This window comes from Azospirillum thermophilum (assembly GCF_003130795.1).
Taxonomy (GTDB): Bacteria; Pseudomonadota; Alphaproteobacteria; order Azospirillales; family Azospirillaceae; genus Azospirillum; species Azospirillum thermophilum.
In genome coordinates this window covers 700,556-717,520 of record NZ_CP029356.1, presented here as the reverse complement: position 1 = coordinate 717,520, position 16,965 = coordinate 700,556, and the positions used below count along the sequence as shown (strand labels likewise).

Sequence of the window (16,965 nt, the reverse complement as noted above, 5' to 3'; positions counted from 1 at the left end):
GGCACCTACGCCTCCCGCCGCAGAACCAGCGGCGTCCGCCGCCGGATCATGTCCAGCAGAAGGCCGAGATGGACCAGCGTGACCGCCTGCTTCAGCCAGAAGGCGGTCGGCCGGTAGATCCAGTCGCCGTACATGTGGGTGCCGAGCGCCAGGCACAGGCCGGCGAACAGCAGGCAGCGCCGCCCCCCGCCCGGCGTCCAGGCCGCGACCGCCGCCAGCCCGCCGGCCAGCACCGCCAGCATGACGAAGGAGCCCTCCTCGACCCGGGGGTTCCACAGCAGCAGATAGCAGCAGCCGAGATGCAGGACGGCCACCGCCGCCGACACCCGGTCGAGCCGCCGCACCGCCACCAGCGCCGCGGCGAGCGTCAGAACGGCCGCCCCCAGGCGCCAGCCGAACAGCGTCTCCGCCGGTTCGATCAGCCCCAGCTTCTTCAGCAAAGCGCCGAGGTCGAACCAGGTGCCGCTGTCGGGCGCCGCCGCGACGCCCAGCTTGCCGACCATGGCGAGCCACTGGGCGACCGCATAGTCCGGCTGCGGGTGCATCAGCCCGGCCGCGATCCCGAGCAGAAGGCCGGCAACGAAGCCACGGCGGGTTCCCGGAACGGCGGCCGCGAAGAGAAGCCCCGGCACCAGGGCCAGCGGCTTGACGATGACGGCGACGGCCAGCAGGACCCCGCCGCGCGTCTCCCGACCGGCGGCGATCTCGGCCGTGGATGCCAGAAGCAGCGCCAGCATCAGCAGGGTCATCTGGCCGCGCAGCAGGTCGATGGTCGCCGCCGGGATGGCCAGCGCCAGGATCATGCCCGACGCGGCGGTCCCCGTCCGCGGCACGATCTGCCGTGCGAGGCGCAGCACCGCCAAGTACAGCGCTCCCGAGAGGAACAGACGCCACAGGTGGCTGTCGAACGGCTGCGGCAGCAGCGCGAAGGGCAGATAGACCAGCGTTCCCGACGGGAGATAGAGGAAGCCGTGCAGTCCCGGAGCGTAGAGCGGCGCCGCCGCGACCCAGGCCTCCGCGGCGGCGCGGTAGACCCAGGCGATGCAGCGGTGCGGCTGGACGACCGCGATCACCGCGACGACCAGCGTCGCGACCGCCCACAACCGGGCACCGAGACCGAAGCAGGGTGGATCCAGAAAGATCGCGCCGGGGGGAGCCTGTAGAAGACGGCCGGGCTCCGCCGGAGTCCGCGCGAGCGGCACTTCGGCCGCCGAAGGGGTGGTCGACATTGGAGCGGATCCGCTTACGGGAGGCGTCAGAACCGGTAGGTCAGGCCGGCGGCGACGAAGGGCTGCAACTGCCGCTCGACGATCGGGCTCTTCCTCGCATCGCCGAGCAGCACGCCGGCGCCGCCGACCGCGATGGCGCTGACATGGTCGGTGATCTGCCAGGTCAGGGTGACGGTGCCGTCCGCCTCCTTGAGGCCGGCACCCGGCTTGTAAGCGGCATGGCCGCTGCGCCGCGACTGGGCGGCGCCCACTCCGAAGAATTCGCGCATGTGGCGCTCGGAGGCATAGGTGGTGGACACGCCGAAGGCGAGGTTGACGGTGTCGCCGAGCGGCACCGTGTAGCCGGCGCCGACCTCCGCCAGCAGGCCGCGGCTGCCGCCCACGTCCTGCGCGACCGAGGCGTTGAACGAGACGGCGCCGAGCGACAGGGTGGTGAAAGCCTTCACCCGGGCAGCGTCCTCGATCTTCCCCATGCCGCGCAGGCGGGGACCGTCCTTCTCCTTGCGGCCGGGCGCCCAGCCGACCGACATCCCGACCGAGAGCAGATCGTTGATGGCGTAGCGTGCGCCGAGCCCGTCGTTGCCGAGGAAGACCGTATCGTTCCAGCCGAGGTTCACGAAGGGAACGGGAGTGACCTCGAGCTTGCGGCCTCCTTCGTATTTCGGGGCGACGCCGGCTCCGCCGCCGATGACGAAATTCCACCGCTTGCCCGGCTCGGATGACTTGGCCGGATCGGCAAGCGCCGGAGCGCCTGCAAGCGAGGACACCGCCGCGAGGCCGAGCAGGACGGTGATCCGGATCGGGCGGCGGGTAAGGGGACGGGACATCGTGTGACTGCTCCTTGCGATCGAAATCGCCGGAACAGTCGCGCCGCCACCTTACGCCAACATGACGCGTCCCGTGGCCGGCGGACCTTCGGACGGCAGCCGCAGCCGGACCGTCGCGCCGGGCCCAGGCCGCTCGACGATCTCCGCCTCACCGCCATGGAGCTGCGCGATTTCACGCACGATGGCGAGGCCGAGGCCGGAACCGGGATCGGTGCTGCCCCGCCAGAAGGGCTCGAAGGCGCGGCGGCGGCCTTCCGCGGTGAAGCCCGGCCCGTGGTCGCCGACCTCGATGGTGACGCCGCGGGACACCCGCACGCAGATCTCGCCCCCGGCCGGCTCGACCTTCAGGGCGTTGTCGATCAGGTTGCCGACCGCGCTCTCCAGAGCCTTGGGGTCGCAGCGCAGCGTCTGCGGACCGTCCGGCGCCTCCAGCCGGATCGCGCAGCCGGCATCCACCACCAGCGGCGCATAATCGGCGATCAGGCCGCGCACCAGGTCCACCGCATCCACCGTCGCCAGCCGCCGGCCGCGCATCTCGCCCAGCCGCGCGATCGCCAGCATCTGCTCCACCATGGTGGCGAGGCGGCGAACGTCGCGGGCGAGCAGCGAGCGGTCCGGTCCTTCCGGCATGCGCTCGATCCGGGCGGACAGCACGGTGACCGGCGTCCGCATCTCGTGCGCGGCGTTGGCGATGAACAGGCGCTGCTGCGCCACGCCCTCGTCGAGGCGGCGCAGGCAGCCGTTGACCGCTTCGACCAGCGGCAGCAGCTCCCGCGGCAGCCCCTCGGTGGACAGGCGCTGGTTCAGCGTGTCGAGGTTGAGGCCCGCCGCCTCCTCGGCGATGCGGCGGATCGGCCGCACCGTCGAGCGCAGGATCAGCAGCAGGGCGAGGACCGACATCACCAGCCCCGGCCCGACCAGCGCCCCGAATCCCTGCGCCAGAGCATAGAGCAAGGACGGGACGTCGCCCCAGTGGAAGCGGTTGCCGGTGGCAATCAGGATGAAGGGGCCGGCGGGCGACCTGCCGTACTGCAGGGTGCCGTAGCGGAAGCCGCGGCCGTCCGGTGTCGGGATGGAGAGCGACTGGTCGCTGGTCGGCGTCATCTCGACCCGGCGCAGCAGCGCCTCCAGCCGCGGCGAGGGGCCGTCCAGCACGCGCCGGTCCTCCTCCATCCGCACGGCGATCTCCAGGCCCGGGCTGTCGGCGAGATAGCGCTCCAGGTCCGGCGTCGGCCGCAGGGCCACGCCGCCGTCCGGATCGCGCACCACCGACTGCTCGACCATCCACAGCACCCGCAGGTCGCCCAGGCCGGTCTCCAGCGCCTCGCGGCTCGCCGGCTCCAGGATGATGCTGAGCAGGATCAGCCAGAGGAACTGCAGCGCCGCCAGGACCAGCAGCAGGCTGCGCAGCAGGCTGCCGCGCAGCGACCAGGGACGGCCGGGCCGCCGCAGGCGGGGGATCACGGCGCCTTGGTCAGCATGTAGCCGACCCCGCGGATGGTGTGGATCATCACGCCGGCACCCTCCAGCCGGCGGCGCAGCCGGCTGACCATGGCATCCAGCGCGTTGGACTGGATGTCGTCGTCGAAGCCGTAGACCTGCTCGGTCAGCGACTCCCGCGTCACCACCCGGCCCACCCGCGCCACCAGCGCGCCGAGCAGCGCCAGTTCCCGCCGGTGCAGGGTCAGCGGCTCGCCGTCCACCCGGACCTCGCGGCTCGACAGGTCGAAGCGGAGCCGTCCGACCTCCGCCGCCGGCATGGCGCGCCCGCCCTGGCCGCGGCGGAGCTGCACCCGGACGCGGGCCATCAGCTCGTCGAAGGCGAAGGGCTTGGTGATGTAGTCGTCCGCCCCGGCATCGAGCCCGTCGATGCGGTCGGTCAGCGAATCCATGGCGGTCAGCAGGATCACCGGACAGTCGGGCTGGCTCCGCCGCAGGACGCCGACCAGATCGGCCCCGTCACCGTCCGGCAGGCGGCGGTCGCAGACGGCGAGCGAATAGCCGGTGGTCGCCACCGCCTCCAGCGCGTCGGCCAGACAACCGAACCGGTCGACGATCAGTCCGCCCTCGCCCAAGCGCGCGGCCACCAGGGCCGCCAGCTCCGCCTCGTCCTCCACCAACAGGACACGCATGCTCTCCTCCGGACGCCGTCACGGGACGGAGGCGGGATCCCGGAGGCTCCTCCACCCGTGCGCGCAGTGCGTGAGCTTTGCGTCCCGGCGAGGCCCGCTGTCAAGGCCATGCCACGCGGAGCGATCCTGCGCGCCGGCTCCGCGACGGGCCGGCGCGCCCCGGATCATGCCCCGGATCATGCGGCCGCGGAGATGCGTTCGAGCCTGGCCGGGATGCCCTGGCGGACCGCCGTCCCGGCGACCGGATCGACCCAGACCGAGGCGCCCTTGCGGGTCGGGTCGGCAAGGCCGAGGTCGTTCAGGTTGATGCCGGCGGCGATCTCCGGCATGTCCGGCTGGCGGTGGTCGCCGATCCGGTGCGGACGCGCGCCATACTCCTTGTGTCCGAAGCCATGCTCCACCGCCAGCACGCCCGGCATGACCCCATGGCGGACGATGGCGGTCGCCAGTTCCGATCCGCCCGGCGTGGCGATGCGGATGCGGTCGCCGGTCGCGATGCCGAGCCGCCGCGCGTCCTCCACATTCACCCCCACCGGGTTGTCCGGATGCAGGTGGCGAAGGCGGCTCGCCGCGATGGTGTAGGCGCTGACCAGAACCGACTTGGAGCTGACCAGCGCGAACGGCCACTCCTCCGGCTTATGCACGGTGCGCACCGGCGTGCCGTCGGCGAAGGCCGGGGGCATCCAGGTTGCCGTGCCGGTCCAGCGCCGGCCGGTGATGCTGCTCTTCGAGGAACCGACGGCCTCGTTGTAGACCTGCAGCGGCTTGGCGAACCTGTGGGCCGCCCGGTCGCCCTCGAACCCCTCCGTCTGGTTCTGGTAGCGGCCGCCGCGCGCGAGGATGAAGGCGACCTTGCGCCATTCCTCCGGCTTCAGCGTCGCCTTCAGCATGGGCAGCACCCGCTCCACGCCGGACAGCGCGATGTCGTCGTCGGAGGCGTCGGGGACCGGCTGCTTGCCGAGCCACGCGATGTTGGCGCCGCCGCGCAGGTACCAGTCCTCCGGCCGCTCCAGCGGATAGCGGTTGCCCTCCATATCCTCGATGGCACCGGGACCGAAGCCCGGCAGGCCCAGACGCCTGGCGAGCGCGATCAGCACGGTCTCCATCTGGACATGCTGCCCGTCGGGCAGCGCGGCGGTGCGGGACTCCACCACCGGCCAGCGCGCGGTCGACGCCTTGGTCGGCACCCCCGCCCACGGGGCGGCCCAGCCCCAGGTCTCGTACAGCACCGTGTCGGGCACGATATAGTCGGCAAACGCGGTGGTCTCGTTGATGAAGGGGTCGATGGCGACGATCAGCGGCAGCGCCTTCGGGTCGCGCAGCGTCGCCTCGACGGCGGCACGGCCGCCGGGAATGCCGTAGACCGGGTTGCTGTTCCACAGGAACAGGGCCTTCAGCGGATAGGGATAGCCGTCCGCCACGCCGCTGGTCAGATACTCGGTCGTCAGTTGCGGGGCGTTGGGATACCAGGGGGCCTTCGCGGGGTAGGGCTTGCCGGCCTCCTTCTTCGCCTTGAACTCGCTGGACTTCTCGTAGGGCACCGGGCGGCTGATCGCTGTGCCGGAGGGCTTCACCTGTCCGGGGAAGCTGGCGAGCTTGTAGCGCGGCCCGTCCTGCTCGTCCGGAAAGCGGCCGCCGCCGAAGATGGTGCCGCCCTTCCAGTTCAGGTTGCCGATCAGCGTGTTGAGCGTGACGACGCCGAAGGCGTTGTAGAAGCCGTTGCCGGCCATCATGCCGCCATGGGCGTTGGCGGCGGCCTTCTTGCCGTGGCTGGTGAACTCGCGCGCCAACCCGGCGATGACGTCGGCGGGGATGCCGCAGGCCTCGGCATAGCCGCGCAGCTCCATCTTCATGGCCTCCTCGCGCAGCAGGGTCAGGCCGGTCTTCACCGCCAGCTCGCCGGACGGGCTGGACAGCGGGCCGTCATGGAACAGCGCCGCCGGCGCCATCAGGGCGTCATGCGCCACCGGCCGGCCCTCGCCGTCCAGCACGACGAAGGCGTCCTTGTCGCCGTAGCGCTCCTTGTCGTCCAGCGTCACCCAGCCCATGTCGGAGGCCCGCAGCAGGCGCCCCTCGCGCGGGTGGCCCTTCTGCACGACGACGAGGTGGGTGGCGTTGCACCAGCCGGCCTCGCCGGCCGCCTCTGCCGCCTTGCCGTTGGGCTGGGCGAGGTACCTGGAGTCGATGCGGCCGTTCTCGAACATCCAGCGCATCATGCCCATGACCAGGGCGCCGTCGGTGCCCGGCCGGATCGGGATCCAGTCGGCGCGCCCACCCGCGGCACTTGCGCCGGCGTTGGTCAGCACGGGATCGACGACGACGTAGTTCAGCACGCCGTCCGTCCGGCCCTTGGCGACCAGCATGGCCTGCCGCTTGAACGGGTTTCCGGCGTTCGACGGCGCCGTGCCGATGAACAGCACGAATTCCGCGTTCTCCAGGTCCGGCTTGGCATGCGGCATCGCCTTCAGGTCGCCGAAGACGGCACCCGATCCCGACCGATAGGCGCCGCCGCAATAGGCCCCGTGCCCGACGAAGTTGATGGTGCCGAGCGCCTGATTGAAGAAGCGGCGGACGAAGGGCTCGCGTCCGTCATTCACCGACGACAGCAGGGCCACCTGGTTGACCTTCGGCCCCAGTTCCGGCGCCGCCGGGTCGATGGGGGTCTTCAGGTCGCGCAGGCTGCGCAGCCCCTCCACCGGCCCCTCGCCGAACAGGTCGCCGCCCTCGGCGATCTCCTCGACCAGCCGGTCGAAGGCGATCGGCTCCCACCGGCCGGAGCCGCGCGGCCCGACGCGCTTCATCGGCGTGGTGATGCGGAAGGGCGAGGTCAGCATCTCCAGCGCCGCGTTGCCGCGCCCGCAGGCGGTCGAGCGGCCCTGCAACCCCTTCTCATCCAGCCGCGACAGCGACTTCAGGCTTTCGCGGATCGGCGTGCCGTAGGGCAGGAAGGGGTCGGTGGACAGCGGGCTGTAGGGATTGCCGGCGACGCGCAGCACCTTGTTCTTCCCGGCATCGACGCGGACCCGCACGCCGCACAGGGTGGTGCAGCCCAGGCAGGCGACGTTGGCGACGATCTGGCCGGGTGTCGGGACAAGCTCCCCGCTCTTGGCGTCGACGCGGAACTCGGGCCTGGGTGCGTTGCCGGAGATGGCGTCGTCCGGCTTTTCCCCGGCCCAGGCCCCCTTCACGAGCTTGCGGCCGGTTTCGGAGAAGCCCCCGGCGAAGGCGGCGAACGCGCCGCCCGCGGCGGTGGTCTTCAGGAGAAGGCGACGGGTGATCGACATGGCGGTGTCTCCGGTGATCCTGCGGACGGTCATTCGGCGGCCACGGTGCGGCCGGCAGCCGGGACGGCGCGGACCGGACGGGGCGCCGCACGGCGCGGCGTCGGCAGGAAGGCGGTGAGGACGAGCAGCAGGAAGAGCCAGAGGCCGGCGGTCCCGACGATGCCCAGCAGGCCGTCCGGGCCGGCGGGCAGGGCGTAGTCGTAGAAGCCCGCCCCGGTCTTCGGCACGGTCTGGCCGCCGATGAAGACGGTCCAGCGGAACATCCAGGCGCTGTGGATGGCGATCAGCCCGGTCAGCAGGCCGGTGCCGGCCGGCCTGGCGACGGCGATGGCGAAGGGCAGCACGGTGGCCGCCACCGCCCAGACGGCGGTGACCCGCCATGCCTCGGAGGTCGCGACGCTCTCCAGCGCCTCGGCATGGCTGCGGTCGAGCCCGAACATGCCGAGCGCCAGCCACAGCCCGCCGACGACCATCACGGCCGCCAGGAATGCCGCGAGCAGCCGGTTGGCCCGGACCTCCACCGCGCGGTCGCCGTCCGCGGCGAGGCGGTTCAGCACCAGCACCAGCCCGGCCGCCCCGGCCAGCGCGGTGGCGAGGAACTGGACCGGCAGGAAGGGCGTGTGCCACAGCGGGCGCGCCCGGACCACCGCGACCTCGACGCCGGTGTAGAGCGCCACCAGCACGGCCCCGGCAAGCACGACGAGTCCGGTCGCCCGGATCAGCCGGTCGTCACGGCCGCCGCCCAGGGCCAGCAGCCGGTAGAGCGCGGCGAGCCGGCTGTCCACCCGCCCCTGCTCCTGCAACTCCTCGCGCAGGCAGGCCCAGCCGTAGACCAGCAGCCCCGTCACGTAGAAGGGGATGATCAGCGATCCCCACCACATCCAGGAGGTCGGGCGGAAGACGACGTAGAAGTGCCAGAAGCGGCCGGGCTGGTGCAGGTCGGACAGCAGGGCCACCGGCGCCGCCAGTCCGCAGGTCAGCGCCACCAGCAACGCGACGCGGCCGAGCTTGCGCCAGCCCTCGCGGGCGAAGGCATAGCCGGGCAGGCTCAGCAGCAGACCGCCGACCGACAGGCCGATCAGGAAGAAATACTGCACGGCCCAGGGAAGCCACGCGACCTCGCGGGTCACGTTGATGACCTCGACGATGTTGGTGTCCATCATGCGTGCTCCTTCCCCGCGGGGGCGTGCGCGGTGTGTTCGCTCGGGCGCCACAGGGTCGGCGTGCCGTCGACCTTGCCCTGGAACTTCGGGTCGAGCCCGATGTAGAAGACCCGCGGCTGCGTGCCCTGGTCGGGCTTCAGCACCTTCGGGTCCTGCTCGCGCACCAGCTTCGACACCGCGCTGGCGGGGTCGTTCAGGTCGCCGAAGATGCGGGCGCCGCCGACGCAGGTCTCGACGCAGGCCGGCAGCAGCCCCGCGTCCACCCGATGGACGCAGAAGGTGCATTTGTCGGCGGTCTGGCTTTCGTGATTGATGAAGCGGGCGTCGTAGGGGCAGGCCTGGACGCAGTAGGCGCAGCCGACGCAGACCGTGTTGTCCACCACGACGATGCCGTCCCTGCGCTGGAAGGTGGCGCCGGTCGGGCAGACGGGTATGCAGGGCGGCTCCTCGCAGTGGTTGCACAGGCGCGGCAGCATGTAGGTGCCGCTCTTGCCCTGCTCCGTCACCTCGTAGGTGGAGACGATGGTGCGGAAGCTGTTCTCCGGGACATCGTTCTCCATGATGCAGGCGACCGTGCAGGCCTGGCAGCCGACGCACTTGCGCACGTCCACCACCATGGCCCAGCGGTGGGCCGCCTCTCCGTCCTTGCCGGGCGCCGCGGCCCCGGCAGGCACGGCGGCCAGCGTCGCCGCCCCCACCGTCGCCGCCCCGGCGCCGAGGCAGAAATTGCGCCGTGATCGGTCCATGGTCGACCTCTTCGCACAGGGTCCGTCGCCCGCGCCGATGCGGGCGATTCCTGTCGGAAGCCTAGCCGGGGCAGGACCGGGGTCCCATTGGGAGTTCCCCGCGACTTTCCAGGGATATTCCCAGTGACACCATGCCGCATACCGGATCGCAGTCCGGGCCGGATCGCAGTCCGGGCCGCCTCCCGGACAGCGGCAGCGCCTTCCTTGCCCCGGCCTTCGCCACTGCCCAGATATGGACCGATGCGAGAGGACTCCCTCTCCGAGGAGACCCGCCATGACCGAGAGCCTTCATGTCGCGTGTCCGGCCTGCGACACCATCAACCGGATGCCGGTCAGCCGCCTGGGTCAGCCGGGCAAGTGCGGAAAGTGCGGCAGCGCGCTGTTCCAGGGCCATCCGGTGGCGCTCGACTCCCGCCGCTTCGCCGCCCATGCGGAGCGCAGCGACCTGCCTGTGCTGATCGATTTCTGGGCCGCCTGGTGCGGCCCCTGCCGGATGATGGCGCCGGTCTTCGAACAGGCGGCCGGCCGGCTGGAGCCGCATGTCCGCCTCGCCAAGGTGGATACGGAGGCGGCCCCCGACCTCGCCGCCCGCTTCGGCATCAGCAGCATCCCCTCGCTGGTGCTGGTCCACCGTGGGCGGGAGATCGCGCGGACGGCCGGCGCGATGCCGCTGCCGTCGCTGCTCGCCTGGGTGCGCCAGCATCTCGCCATGGCGTGACGCCGGCTATTCGGCCTCCAGCAGCAGCCGGGTGAGGTCGGCGACCGAGGCGATCTCCAGCTTCTCCATGATGTTGTGGCGGTAGGCCTCCACCGTCTTGGGGCTGAGGTTCACCTCCAGCGCCACCACCTTGCTCGGCTTGCCGGCGGCGACCAGCGAGGCGACCTGCCGCTCGCGCGGGGTCAGCCGGGCCAGCCGGTCGCGCAGCTCCGCCTTGCGCGCCCCGACCGCCCATACACGGGCCGACTTCTGCAGCGCCTCGTGCACGCGGTCGAGCAGGAGCTGGTCGTTCAGCGGCTTCTCGATGAAGTCCACCGCCCCGCTGCGCAGCGCGCGCACGGCCATCGGCACGTCGCCATGGCCGGTGATGACGATGACCGACAGGACCGAGCCGGCGCGGGTCAGCGCCTCCTGCAGTTCCAGGCCGCTCATGCCGGGCATGCGGACGTCGGTCACCACGCAGCCGGGCCGGCCGAGGTCGGCGGCGCGCAGGAACTCCTCGGCGGAAGCGAAGGCCGTCACCTCCTGCCCGACCGAGCCGAGCAGCCAGGCGAGCGAATGCAGCATGGCCGGATCGTCGTCCACCACATAGACGGCCGGTGCCGTCGCGGTCCTTGCGGCGTCAGCCCGCATGATCCTCCCTCCCCTGCCCGCCGGCCGCCGGCAGGCTGACCCGCATTGTTACGCCGCCGCCCGGATTTTCCAAAGCCTGCAGGTGGCCGCCATGGGCCTCGACGATGCTCCGGCAGATCGACAGGCCGAGCCCCATGCCGGCGGCCTTGGTGGTGAAGAAGGGGGTGAAGAGCCGGTCGCGCGCCTCCGCGCTCAGGCCATGGCCGCGGTCGCGCACGTCCAGCACCACGGTTCCCCCGGCGTCCCGCCCGGTGCGCACCGCCACTCCGCCGCCGGCCGGCCGCCCCTCCATGGCGTCGAGCGCGTTCTTGACGAGGTTCAGCACCACCTGCTCGATCTGCAGCCGGTCGGCCATCACCGGCGGCAATCCCTCGGCCAGATCGAGCGTCAGCGGCACCCCGTCGCTGCGCGCCCTCCCCTCGCACAGCGCGACCGCGCCGCGGACCGCCTCGTTCAGCGCCAGCGGCTCGACCGCGACGGTCCGCTTGCGCACGAAATCGCGGATGCGCGCGATGATCTGCGCCGCCCGGTCGGCCTGGGCGGCGATGGCGCGGGTCGCCTCCGCCAGCTCCTCCGGACGGCCTGCCCCGGCCTCAAGCCGGCGGGTGCAGCCGCGGGCGTAGTTGGCGATGGCGCCCAGCGGCTGGTTCAGCTCGTGCGCCAGGCTGCTCGCCATCTCGCCGAGGATCGACAGCCGGGCGACGTGGTCCATCTCCTTCTGCCGTTCGCGCGCGGTCTCCTCGGCGCGGTGGCGCTCCGCCATCTCGTGGAGCAGCTCGCGGTTGGCCTCCCGGAGTTCGGCCGTCCGGACCTTGATGAGATGCTCGACCCGCAGCGAATGGACCGCCCACCACAGCAGCGCCAGGGCGGCGGCGGCCAGCCACTCCCAATGCTCCCGCGCGACGTCGAGCAGCGAGACCTCGCGCAGATAGCGGTACGGCCCGATGCGCAGCTCGCGGAACAGCGCGTGCACCGGCTGGTAGTCGAGCGGGACCGTCCAGCCTTCATAGCCGCCGGCCCTGGCCGCCGGATGGTCGTCGCGCATCTGGAACAGGGCCACCACCACCGCCTTGGCCAGATCCTCGGGCGTCGCGGCGAGGCGGGCGAGCGGCCAGTCGGGATAGAGGTCGGTCGACACCGCACAGGGGAAGCCCGCCGGCCGCCGGGCGCCGAGGACGCGGAAGCGCGCCGGATCCAGCCGCCCCTCCGCCGCCAGTTCCTCGAGCACGCAGGCGCGCAGCACGCCGGCGTCGACGGTTCCCTCCTCGACCGCGAAGGCGACGCGATCCACCGGGAATCCTGAGAAGCGCAGGTCCTTCAGGTCCCGATAGGGATCGACGCCGGCCCTGAGCATCTCGCCCCAGGCGACCTGGAAGCCGCCGAAGGCGTCGGGATCGACCGCCAGCACGGTCTTTGCCTTGAGATCGCCCAGCGCCTGCAGGTCGCCCCGATCGGCGCGCACGATGAGGGTCGAGCCGACCGAGGCCCCGGAGGCCGCGGACCGGGAGCCATGGAGGGTGGCGATGCGGGTCACGCCGTAGCGCGCCTCCAGCTCCACATAATTGCCGGTGTTGGTCAGGACGAAATCGACGCTGCCGGCGCGCACCGCCGCGTCCATTCCCGGCAGGTCGAGCGGCAGCATCACCGCCCCGCGCTCGGGAAACCGCTCGGCGAGATAGCGGACGGTCGGCTCCCACACCGCGTTGGCATGGTCGCCGCCCCGGTAGGCCAGCACGCCGACCCGGATGGGCGGCTCGGCCGCGGCGGCCCCTGCCATCATGGCGAGCCCTGCCGTGACGAACGCCGTGACGAACGCCCTGGCGGGCGTCAGACGGGTCTTTCGGGGCATGATGCGCGGATCCTCGGGGGCGGTCGGAACGCCGGGCGGCGGGCGGCGGGTCACCCCGTCACACGCTGCATAGCCCTTTCCACCGCCGCCTTCAATCGGCGCACCCCACCTCGCCGGCTCGGCCTCGCCCCCGATGCCGCCGTCCGCGGCGGAGTCCGCCGCAGGAGGCGTCCGGACCCGCTGCGCCTCACTCCGCCGGCCGGGTTGCGACGGCGGCGGACAGCTCCGCGGCGCGCGGCGTGGCGGCGTGCGCCCGATGGTCGCGGGCCAGGAGGCTGTAGAGGGTGGGCAGGATGAACAGGGTGAACAGGGTCCCCACCAGCATGCCGCAGACGATCACGACCCCCAGCCCGTAGCGGCTGTTGGCTCCGGCCCCCGTGGCGAACAGCAACGGAATCAGGCCGACCACCATGGCCGCCGTGGTCATCAGGACGGGACGCAGCCTGATCCGTGCCGCCTGCAGGATGGCGGCGTTCCGCTCCAGCCCCTCCTGCGCCTGGAGCTCGTTGGCGAAGGCGACCATCAGGATGCCGTGCTTGCTGATCAGGCCGATCAGGGTCACCAGCCCGATCTGGGTGTAGATGTTCAGCGTCGCGAGGCCCAGCGCCAGCGGCAGCAGCGCACCGCACATCGACAGCGGCACCGTGACCAGGATGATCAGGGGATCGACCAGACTCTCGTACTGGGCCGCCAGCACGAGGTAGATGACGATCACCGCCAGGATGAAGGCGACCATCAGCGCGTTGCCCTCCTGCACGTACTGGCGGGTGTCGGATTGCCAGTCGAGGCTGTAGCCCGGCGGCAGGTCCCGCGTCGCCTCCTCCAGGAAGGCGACGGTCCGGCCGAGGCTGACGCCGGGCGCGGGGATCGCCTGCAGGGTGGCGGCGTTCTGCTGGTTGAACTGGGTGAGCCGGTTGGGCATCACCTCCTCCTCCACGCGGATCACCGCGGACAGCGGCACGAGGCTGCCCCCGGCAGCCCGCACGTAATGCTGGCCCAGCGCCTCGGCGGTCAGGCGGGCGCTGCGCTGGGCCTGCGGGACCACGTCGTAGGACCGCCCCTCCAGGCGGAAACGGTTGACGTAGTTCTCGCCGACCAGCACCGCCAGGGATTCCGCGATGTCGCGCATGCGGATGCCGAGGCTGTTGGCCTTGTCGCGGCTGACCTTCAGGCGGACGACCGGGTTGTTGTAGTCGAGATCGCTGTCGACCACGGCGAACAGGCCGCTGTCGCGGGCCTTGCGCTTGATGTCCTCCATCATGCGGTAGAGCTCCGGATAATCCTGCGGGCTTCGCAGGACCATCTGCACCGGCAGTCCGCCGGTCGAGCCCGGCAGGGCGGGAAGCTGGAAGGCGAAGATGCTGGTGCCCTCCACGTCGCCGGCCAGCGCCTGCAGATCGGCCTGCACCGCACCCGCGTCGCGCTCGCGCTGGTCCCAGGTCTGGAGGTTGATGCCGCCGAAGCTGTTGGCCGGCCCGTCGATGCCGTTGACGATCCAGCGGCTGACGGTCTCGGGCAGCCGGGTATAGACCTCGTCCAGCCTGCGGGAGAACCGCTCGGTATAGTCCAGGTTGGCGTATTGCGGCGCCTTGATCGAGGTCAGGACGCTCGCCTGATCCTCCACCGGCGCCAGTTCGCGCTGCGGCATGCCGTAGAGCCAGGGCAGGCTGACGAGCACCGCCGCCGCGAAGCCCAGGGTCAGCCAGCGCCGCGCCAGCGAACCGGACAGGAGCGTGCCGTAATGCCGGCCGAGCCCGTCGAAGACACGGTCCGCCGCCCGCGCCACCCGCCCCGCCTCCCCGTGGCGCAGGAGAAGGGAGGCCATCACCGGCGACAGCGTGAGGGCGACCACGCCGGAGACCACCACGGCGCCGGCGAGGCTCAGCGCGAACTCCCTGAACAGCGCGCCGGTCAGCCCCCCCATGAAGGCGATGGGGGCGTAGACCGCCGCCAGGGTCAGGGTCATGGCGATGACCGGCCCGGCGACCTCGCGCGCGCCCAGCAGGGCGGCGGCGACGGGCGACCGCCCCTCGGCGATGTGGCGATGGGTGTTCTCCACCACGACGATGGCGTCGTCGACCACCAGCCCCACCGCCAGGACCATTGCCAGAAGGGTCAGCAGGTTGACGCTGAAGCCGAACAGCAGCATCAGCGCCGCCGCCCCCAGCATCGACAGCGGGATGGTCGTCACCGGGATCAGCACGGTCCGCAGCGATCCCAGGCAGAGGTAGATCACCGCGACGACGATCAGCATCGCCTCCACCAGGGTGCGGACCACCTCGTCGATCGAGGCCTGGATGAAGCGGGCGGTCTCGAACGCCAGTTCCACCCGGACCCCGGGCGGCAGCGACTTGCGGATCTCCGGCAGGCGCTGGCGGATGGCGTCGACGATGACCAGCGGGTTGCCCTGGGGCGCGGCGAACAGGCCGAGATGCACGGCCGGCTGGCCGTCCATCAGGGCGCTGGTCTCGGTCGCGCTGGCGCCGAGTTCCACCGTGCCGACATCGCCGAGCCGCACCAGCCCGGCGGCCCCCCGGTGGATGACCATGTCGCGGAACTGCTCGACGCTGGTCAGGTCGGTGTCGACCTGGATGCCCGACACCACGTAGAGCCCTTTCACCTTGCCGGGTGCCGCCTGGTAGTTCTCCTGCCGGATGGCGTCGGCCACATCCTCGGCGCTGAGCCCGCGGGCGGCCAGCCGGGCCGGGTCGAGCCACAGCCGCATGGCGAGCTGCTGGCCGCCGAACACCTGCACCTTCGCGACCCCCTCGATGCCCGCGAAGCCCGGCTCCACCACCCGCGACAGATAGTCGGTCAGCGCGGGAACCGGCAGGCTGTCGCTGGCGAAGCCGACATAGGCCACCGCCGTGGCATCGCCGGACGACCGCTCGATCACCGGGTCGTAGGCCTGGTCGGGCAGCCGGTAGCGGACCTGGTTGACCTTGGCCATCACCTCGCTCAGCGCCTCGGTGGAGTCGCGGTTGAGCTGGAGGCGAAGCGTGATGGTGCTGCGTCCCTGCACGGAGGAGGAGGACAGGTAGTCGATCCCCTCGACCGAGCTGAGGGCCTGGGCGATCGGCTGGGTGACGAAGCCCTGCATCAGGTCGGCGGGCGCGCCGGGAAACTCCGTCGTGACGGTGATGCTGGCATTCTCCAGCAGCGGGTACTGGCGCACCGGCAACCGGTCGAGGGCCAGCAGCCCGGCCATCAGGACCAGCGCGTTGACCACCAGCGCCAGCACCGGGCGGCGGATGAACAGGTCGGTGAAGGTCATGACGGGCCTCCGGCCATGCCGACGGCGAGCGTGTCGCGGCCGGCCGGCTCGACGCGCGCGCCGTCGCTCAGCCGGTTCTGCCCCGACACCACGACACGGTCGCCGTCGCGCAGGCCGTCGACCACTTCGATGCGGCCGCCGCTGCGGGCGTCGGTCTTCACCGCGACCCGACGGGCGGTCAGCGACGCTCCGTCGGGCTGCGCGACGAAGACCGTGTCGCCCCAGGCGCTGGCGATCACCGCCGTCTCCGGCACGGTCACCACCGGCGCGCGGTCCGGCCGGCGGACGCGCACCTCGGCGAACATGCCGGCGCGCAGGCGTGCGTCGGGCGGCGACAGGATGGCCTGGACACGGAGCATGCGCGCCTCGTCCAACACCGGATCGACGGCGCTGACCGTCGCCTCGAAACCCTCCTCCGGCCAGGCGTCGAACCGCAGGAGCACGGGCTGGCCGGGGAGGATTTCGGCGCTGGCACGCTCGTCGAGCGCGAAGTTCACGTAGAGGGTGCTGGTGTCGCTCAGGCTCGCGATGGGATCGCCGGGCGTGAGGTACTGTCCGAGATGGACACGCCGGATGCCCAGCGCGCCGCCGAACGGAGCGCGGATGGCCTTCTGCGCGATCAGCGCCCGGACCTCGGCCAGCTCGGCGCGGATGGAGTCGCGCTCGGCCTGCGCCTGGTCGAGCTGCTTGCGCGGGGCCGTCCGCTCCTCCACCAGTTCGCGGACGCGCTGAAGCTGGCTCTCGGCATTCTTCAGCAGGGCCTCCAGCCGTTGCCGGCGCGCCTGGTCCGGCGCGTCGTTCAACGTGACCAGCACCTGCCCGGCGGTCACCGTCTGCCCGGAGTCGAAGGCGACCTCCGTCACCAGTCCGGCGGCCTCGGCGGTGACCAGCACCTGCCGGCCGGCCTCGACGACCCCGACGCTGGCGTAATAGCGGGGGACGATTTCGCGCCGGGCCTCCGCCAGGGCGACCTTCACCGCGGCGGGCGGCGGGGCCGGCGGTTCCGCGGCAAGGCGGCTCTGGTAGGCCATCAGGCCGCCGCCGATCACCGGGACCAGCAGCACGGCGGCCACGACCGTTCCTGTCCTGCGTCGCATGGTCAGCCTCCTT

General features: G+C 71.8%; 12 protein-coding genes. 1 reads left to right on the top strand and 11 read right to left on the bottom strand.

Features of this window, described 5'->3' with window-relative positions:
- Nucleotides 1-5: 5 nt before the first annotated feature.
- From DEW08_RS24345 to dsrO, 7 genes are all read right to left on the bottom strand, one after another.
- The gene (locus DEW08_RS24345) at nucleotides 6-1,229 is read right to left on the bottom strand and encodes a glycosyltransferase family 87 protein (protein ID WP_109332081.1); all 1,224 of its coding nucleotides are present in this window, start codon (nucleotides 1,227-1,229) and stop codon (nucleotides 6-8) included.
- Between the two features lie 26 nt (nucleotides 1,230-1,255).
- Nucleotides 1,256-2,056, bottom strand: a complete 801-nt coding sequence (locus DEW08_RS24340) for a MipA/OmpV family protein (protein ID WP_109332080.1) — start codon at nucleotides 2,054-2,056, stop codon at nucleotides 1,256-1,258.
- A 51-nt stretch (nucleotides 2,057-2,107) separates the two neighbouring features.
- On the bottom strand, nucleotides 2,108-3,520 hold the full coding sequence (locus DEW08_RS24335; protein ID WP_109332079.1) for a sensor histidine kinase: 1,413 nt from the start codon (nucleotides 3,518-3,520) through the stop codon (nucleotides 2,108-2,110).
- Nucleotides 3,517-4,188, bottom strand: a complete 672-nt coding sequence (locus tag DEW08_RS24330) for a response regulator (RefSeq protein ID WP_109332078.1) — start codon at nucleotides 4,186-4,188, stop codon at nucleotides 3,517-3,519. The genes DEW08_RS24335 and DEW08_RS24330 overlap by 4 nt, the downstream gene beginning before the upstream one ends.
- Before the next feature lie 176 nt (nucleotides 4,189-4,364).
- Nucleotides 4,365-7,472: a molybdopterin-dependent oxidoreductase gene (locus tag DEW08_RS24325; protein ID WP_109332077.1), complete on the bottom strand. Its 3,108-nt coding sequence runs from the start codon at nucleotides 7,470-7,472 to the stop codon at nucleotides 4,365-4,367.
- A 29-nt stretch (nucleotides 7,473-7,501) separates the two neighbouring features.
- Nucleotides 7,502-8,632: an NrfD/PsrC family molybdoenzyme membrane anchor subunit gene (nrfD, locus tag DEW08_RS24320; protein WP_109332076.1), complete on the bottom strand. Its 1,131-nt coding sequence runs from the start codon at nucleotides 8,630-8,632 to the stop codon at nucleotides 7,502-7,504.
- Nucleotides 8,632-9,381, bottom strand: a complete 750-nt coding sequence (dsrO, locus tag DEW08_RS24315) for a sulfate reduction electron transfer complex DsrMKJOP subunit DsrO (RefSeq protein WP_109332072.1) — start codon at nucleotides 9,379-9,381, stop codon at nucleotides 8,632-8,634. The genes nrfD and dsrO overlap by 1 nt, the downstream gene beginning before the upstream one ends.
- A gap of 274 nt (nucleotides 9,382-9,655) precedes the next feature.
- Here dsrO and trxC point away from each other — a divergent pair, with 274 nt between their 5' ends.
- Complete coding sequence (gene trxC / locus DEW08_RS24310; protein WP_109332070.1) at nucleotides 9,656-10,099, top strand: thioredoxin TrxC; 444 nt, start codon at nucleotides 9,656-9,658, stop codon at nucleotides 10,097-10,099.
- 6 nt (nucleotides 10,100-10,105) lie between these two features.
- On the opposite strand, the gene DEW08_RS24305 is transcribed toward trxC, so the two are convergent.
- From DEW08_RS24305 to DEW08_RS24290, 4 genes are all read right to left on the bottom strand, one after another.
- Nucleotides 10,106-10,732, bottom strand: coding sequence for a response regulator transcription factor (locus DEW08_RS24305; RefSeq protein WP_109332069.1), 627 nt, complete (start codon nucleotides 10,730-10,732; stop codon nucleotides 10,106-10,108).
- Complete coding sequence (locus DEW08_RS24300; RefSeq protein ID WP_245986958.1) at nucleotides 10,722-12,581, bottom strand: sensor histidine kinase; 1,860 nt, start codon at nucleotides 12,579-12,581, stop codon at nucleotides 10,722-10,724. Before DEW08_RS24300 ends, DEW08_RS24305 begins: the two co-directional genes overlap by 11 nt.
- Nucleotides 12,582-12,768: 187 nt before the next feature.
- Complete coding sequence (locus tag DEW08_RS24295; RefSeq protein ID WP_109332068.1) at nucleotides 12,769-15,855, bottom strand: MexW/MexI family multidrug efflux RND transporter permease subunit; 3,087 nt, start codon at nucleotides 15,853-15,855, stop codon at nucleotides 12,769-12,771.
- Nucleotides 15,852-16,952 (bottom strand): efflux RND transporter periplasmic adaptor subunit, encoded by a 1,101-nt coding sequence (locus DEW08_RS24290; RefSeq protein ID WP_109332067.1) that lies wholly within the window; start codon nucleotides 16,950-16,952, stop codon nucleotides 15,852-15,854. The genes DEW08_RS24295 and DEW08_RS24290 overlap by 4 nt, the downstream gene beginning before the upstream one ends.
- Nucleotides 16,953-16,965: the final 13 nt, after the last annotated feature.

What these genes read in the sequence shown, in the direction of transcription:
- DEW08_RS24345 (WP_109332081.1), bottom strand. Translation starts at nt 1,229, where the DNA reads ATGTCGACCACCCCTTCGGCGGCCGAAGTGCCGCTCGCGCGGACTCCG.
- DEW08_RS24340 (WP_109332080.1), bottom strand. Translation starts at nt 2,056, where the DNA reads ATGTCCCGTCCCCTTACCCGCCGCCCGATCCGGATCACCGTCCTGCTC.
- DEW08_RS24330 (WP_109332078.1), bottom strand. Translation starts at nt 4,188, where the DNA reads ATGCGTGTCCTGTTGGTGGAGGACGAGGCGGAGCTGGCGGCCCTGGTG.
- DEW08_RS24325 (WP_109332077.1), bottom strand. Translation starts at nt 7,472, where the DNA reads ATGTCGATCACCCGTCGCCTTCTCCTGAAGACCACCGCCGCGGGCGGC.
- nrfD (WP_109332076.1), bottom strand. Translation starts at nt 8,632, where the DNA reads ATGGACACCAACATCGTCGAGGTCATCAACGTGACCCGCGAGGTCGCG.
- dsrO (WP_109332072.1), bottom strand. Translation starts at nt 9,381, where the DNA reads ATGGACCGATCACGGCGCAATTTCTGCCTCGGCGCCGGGGCGGCGACG.
- trxC (WP_109332070.1), top strand. Translation starts at nt 9,656, where the DNA reads ATGACCGAGAGCCTTCATGTCGCGTGTCCGGCCTGCGACACCATCAAC.
- DEW08_RS24305 (WP_109332069.1), bottom strand. Translation starts at nt 10,732, where the DNA reads ATGCGGGCTGACGCCGCAAGGACCGCGACGGCACCGGCCGTCTATGTG.
- DEW08_RS24300 (WP_245986958.1), bottom strand. Translation starts at nt 12,581, where the DNA reads ATGCCCCGAAAGACCCGTCTGACGCCCGCCAGGGCGTTCGTCACGGCG.
- DEW08_RS24295 (WP_109332068.1), bottom strand. Translation starts at nt 15,855, where the DNA reads ATGACCTTCACCGACCTGTTCATCCGCCGCCCGGTGCTGGCGCTGGTG.
- DEW08_RS24290 (WP_109332067.1), bottom strand. Translation starts at nt 16,952, where the DNA reads ATGCGACGCAGGACAGGAACGGTCGTGGCCGCCGTGCTGCTGGTCCCG.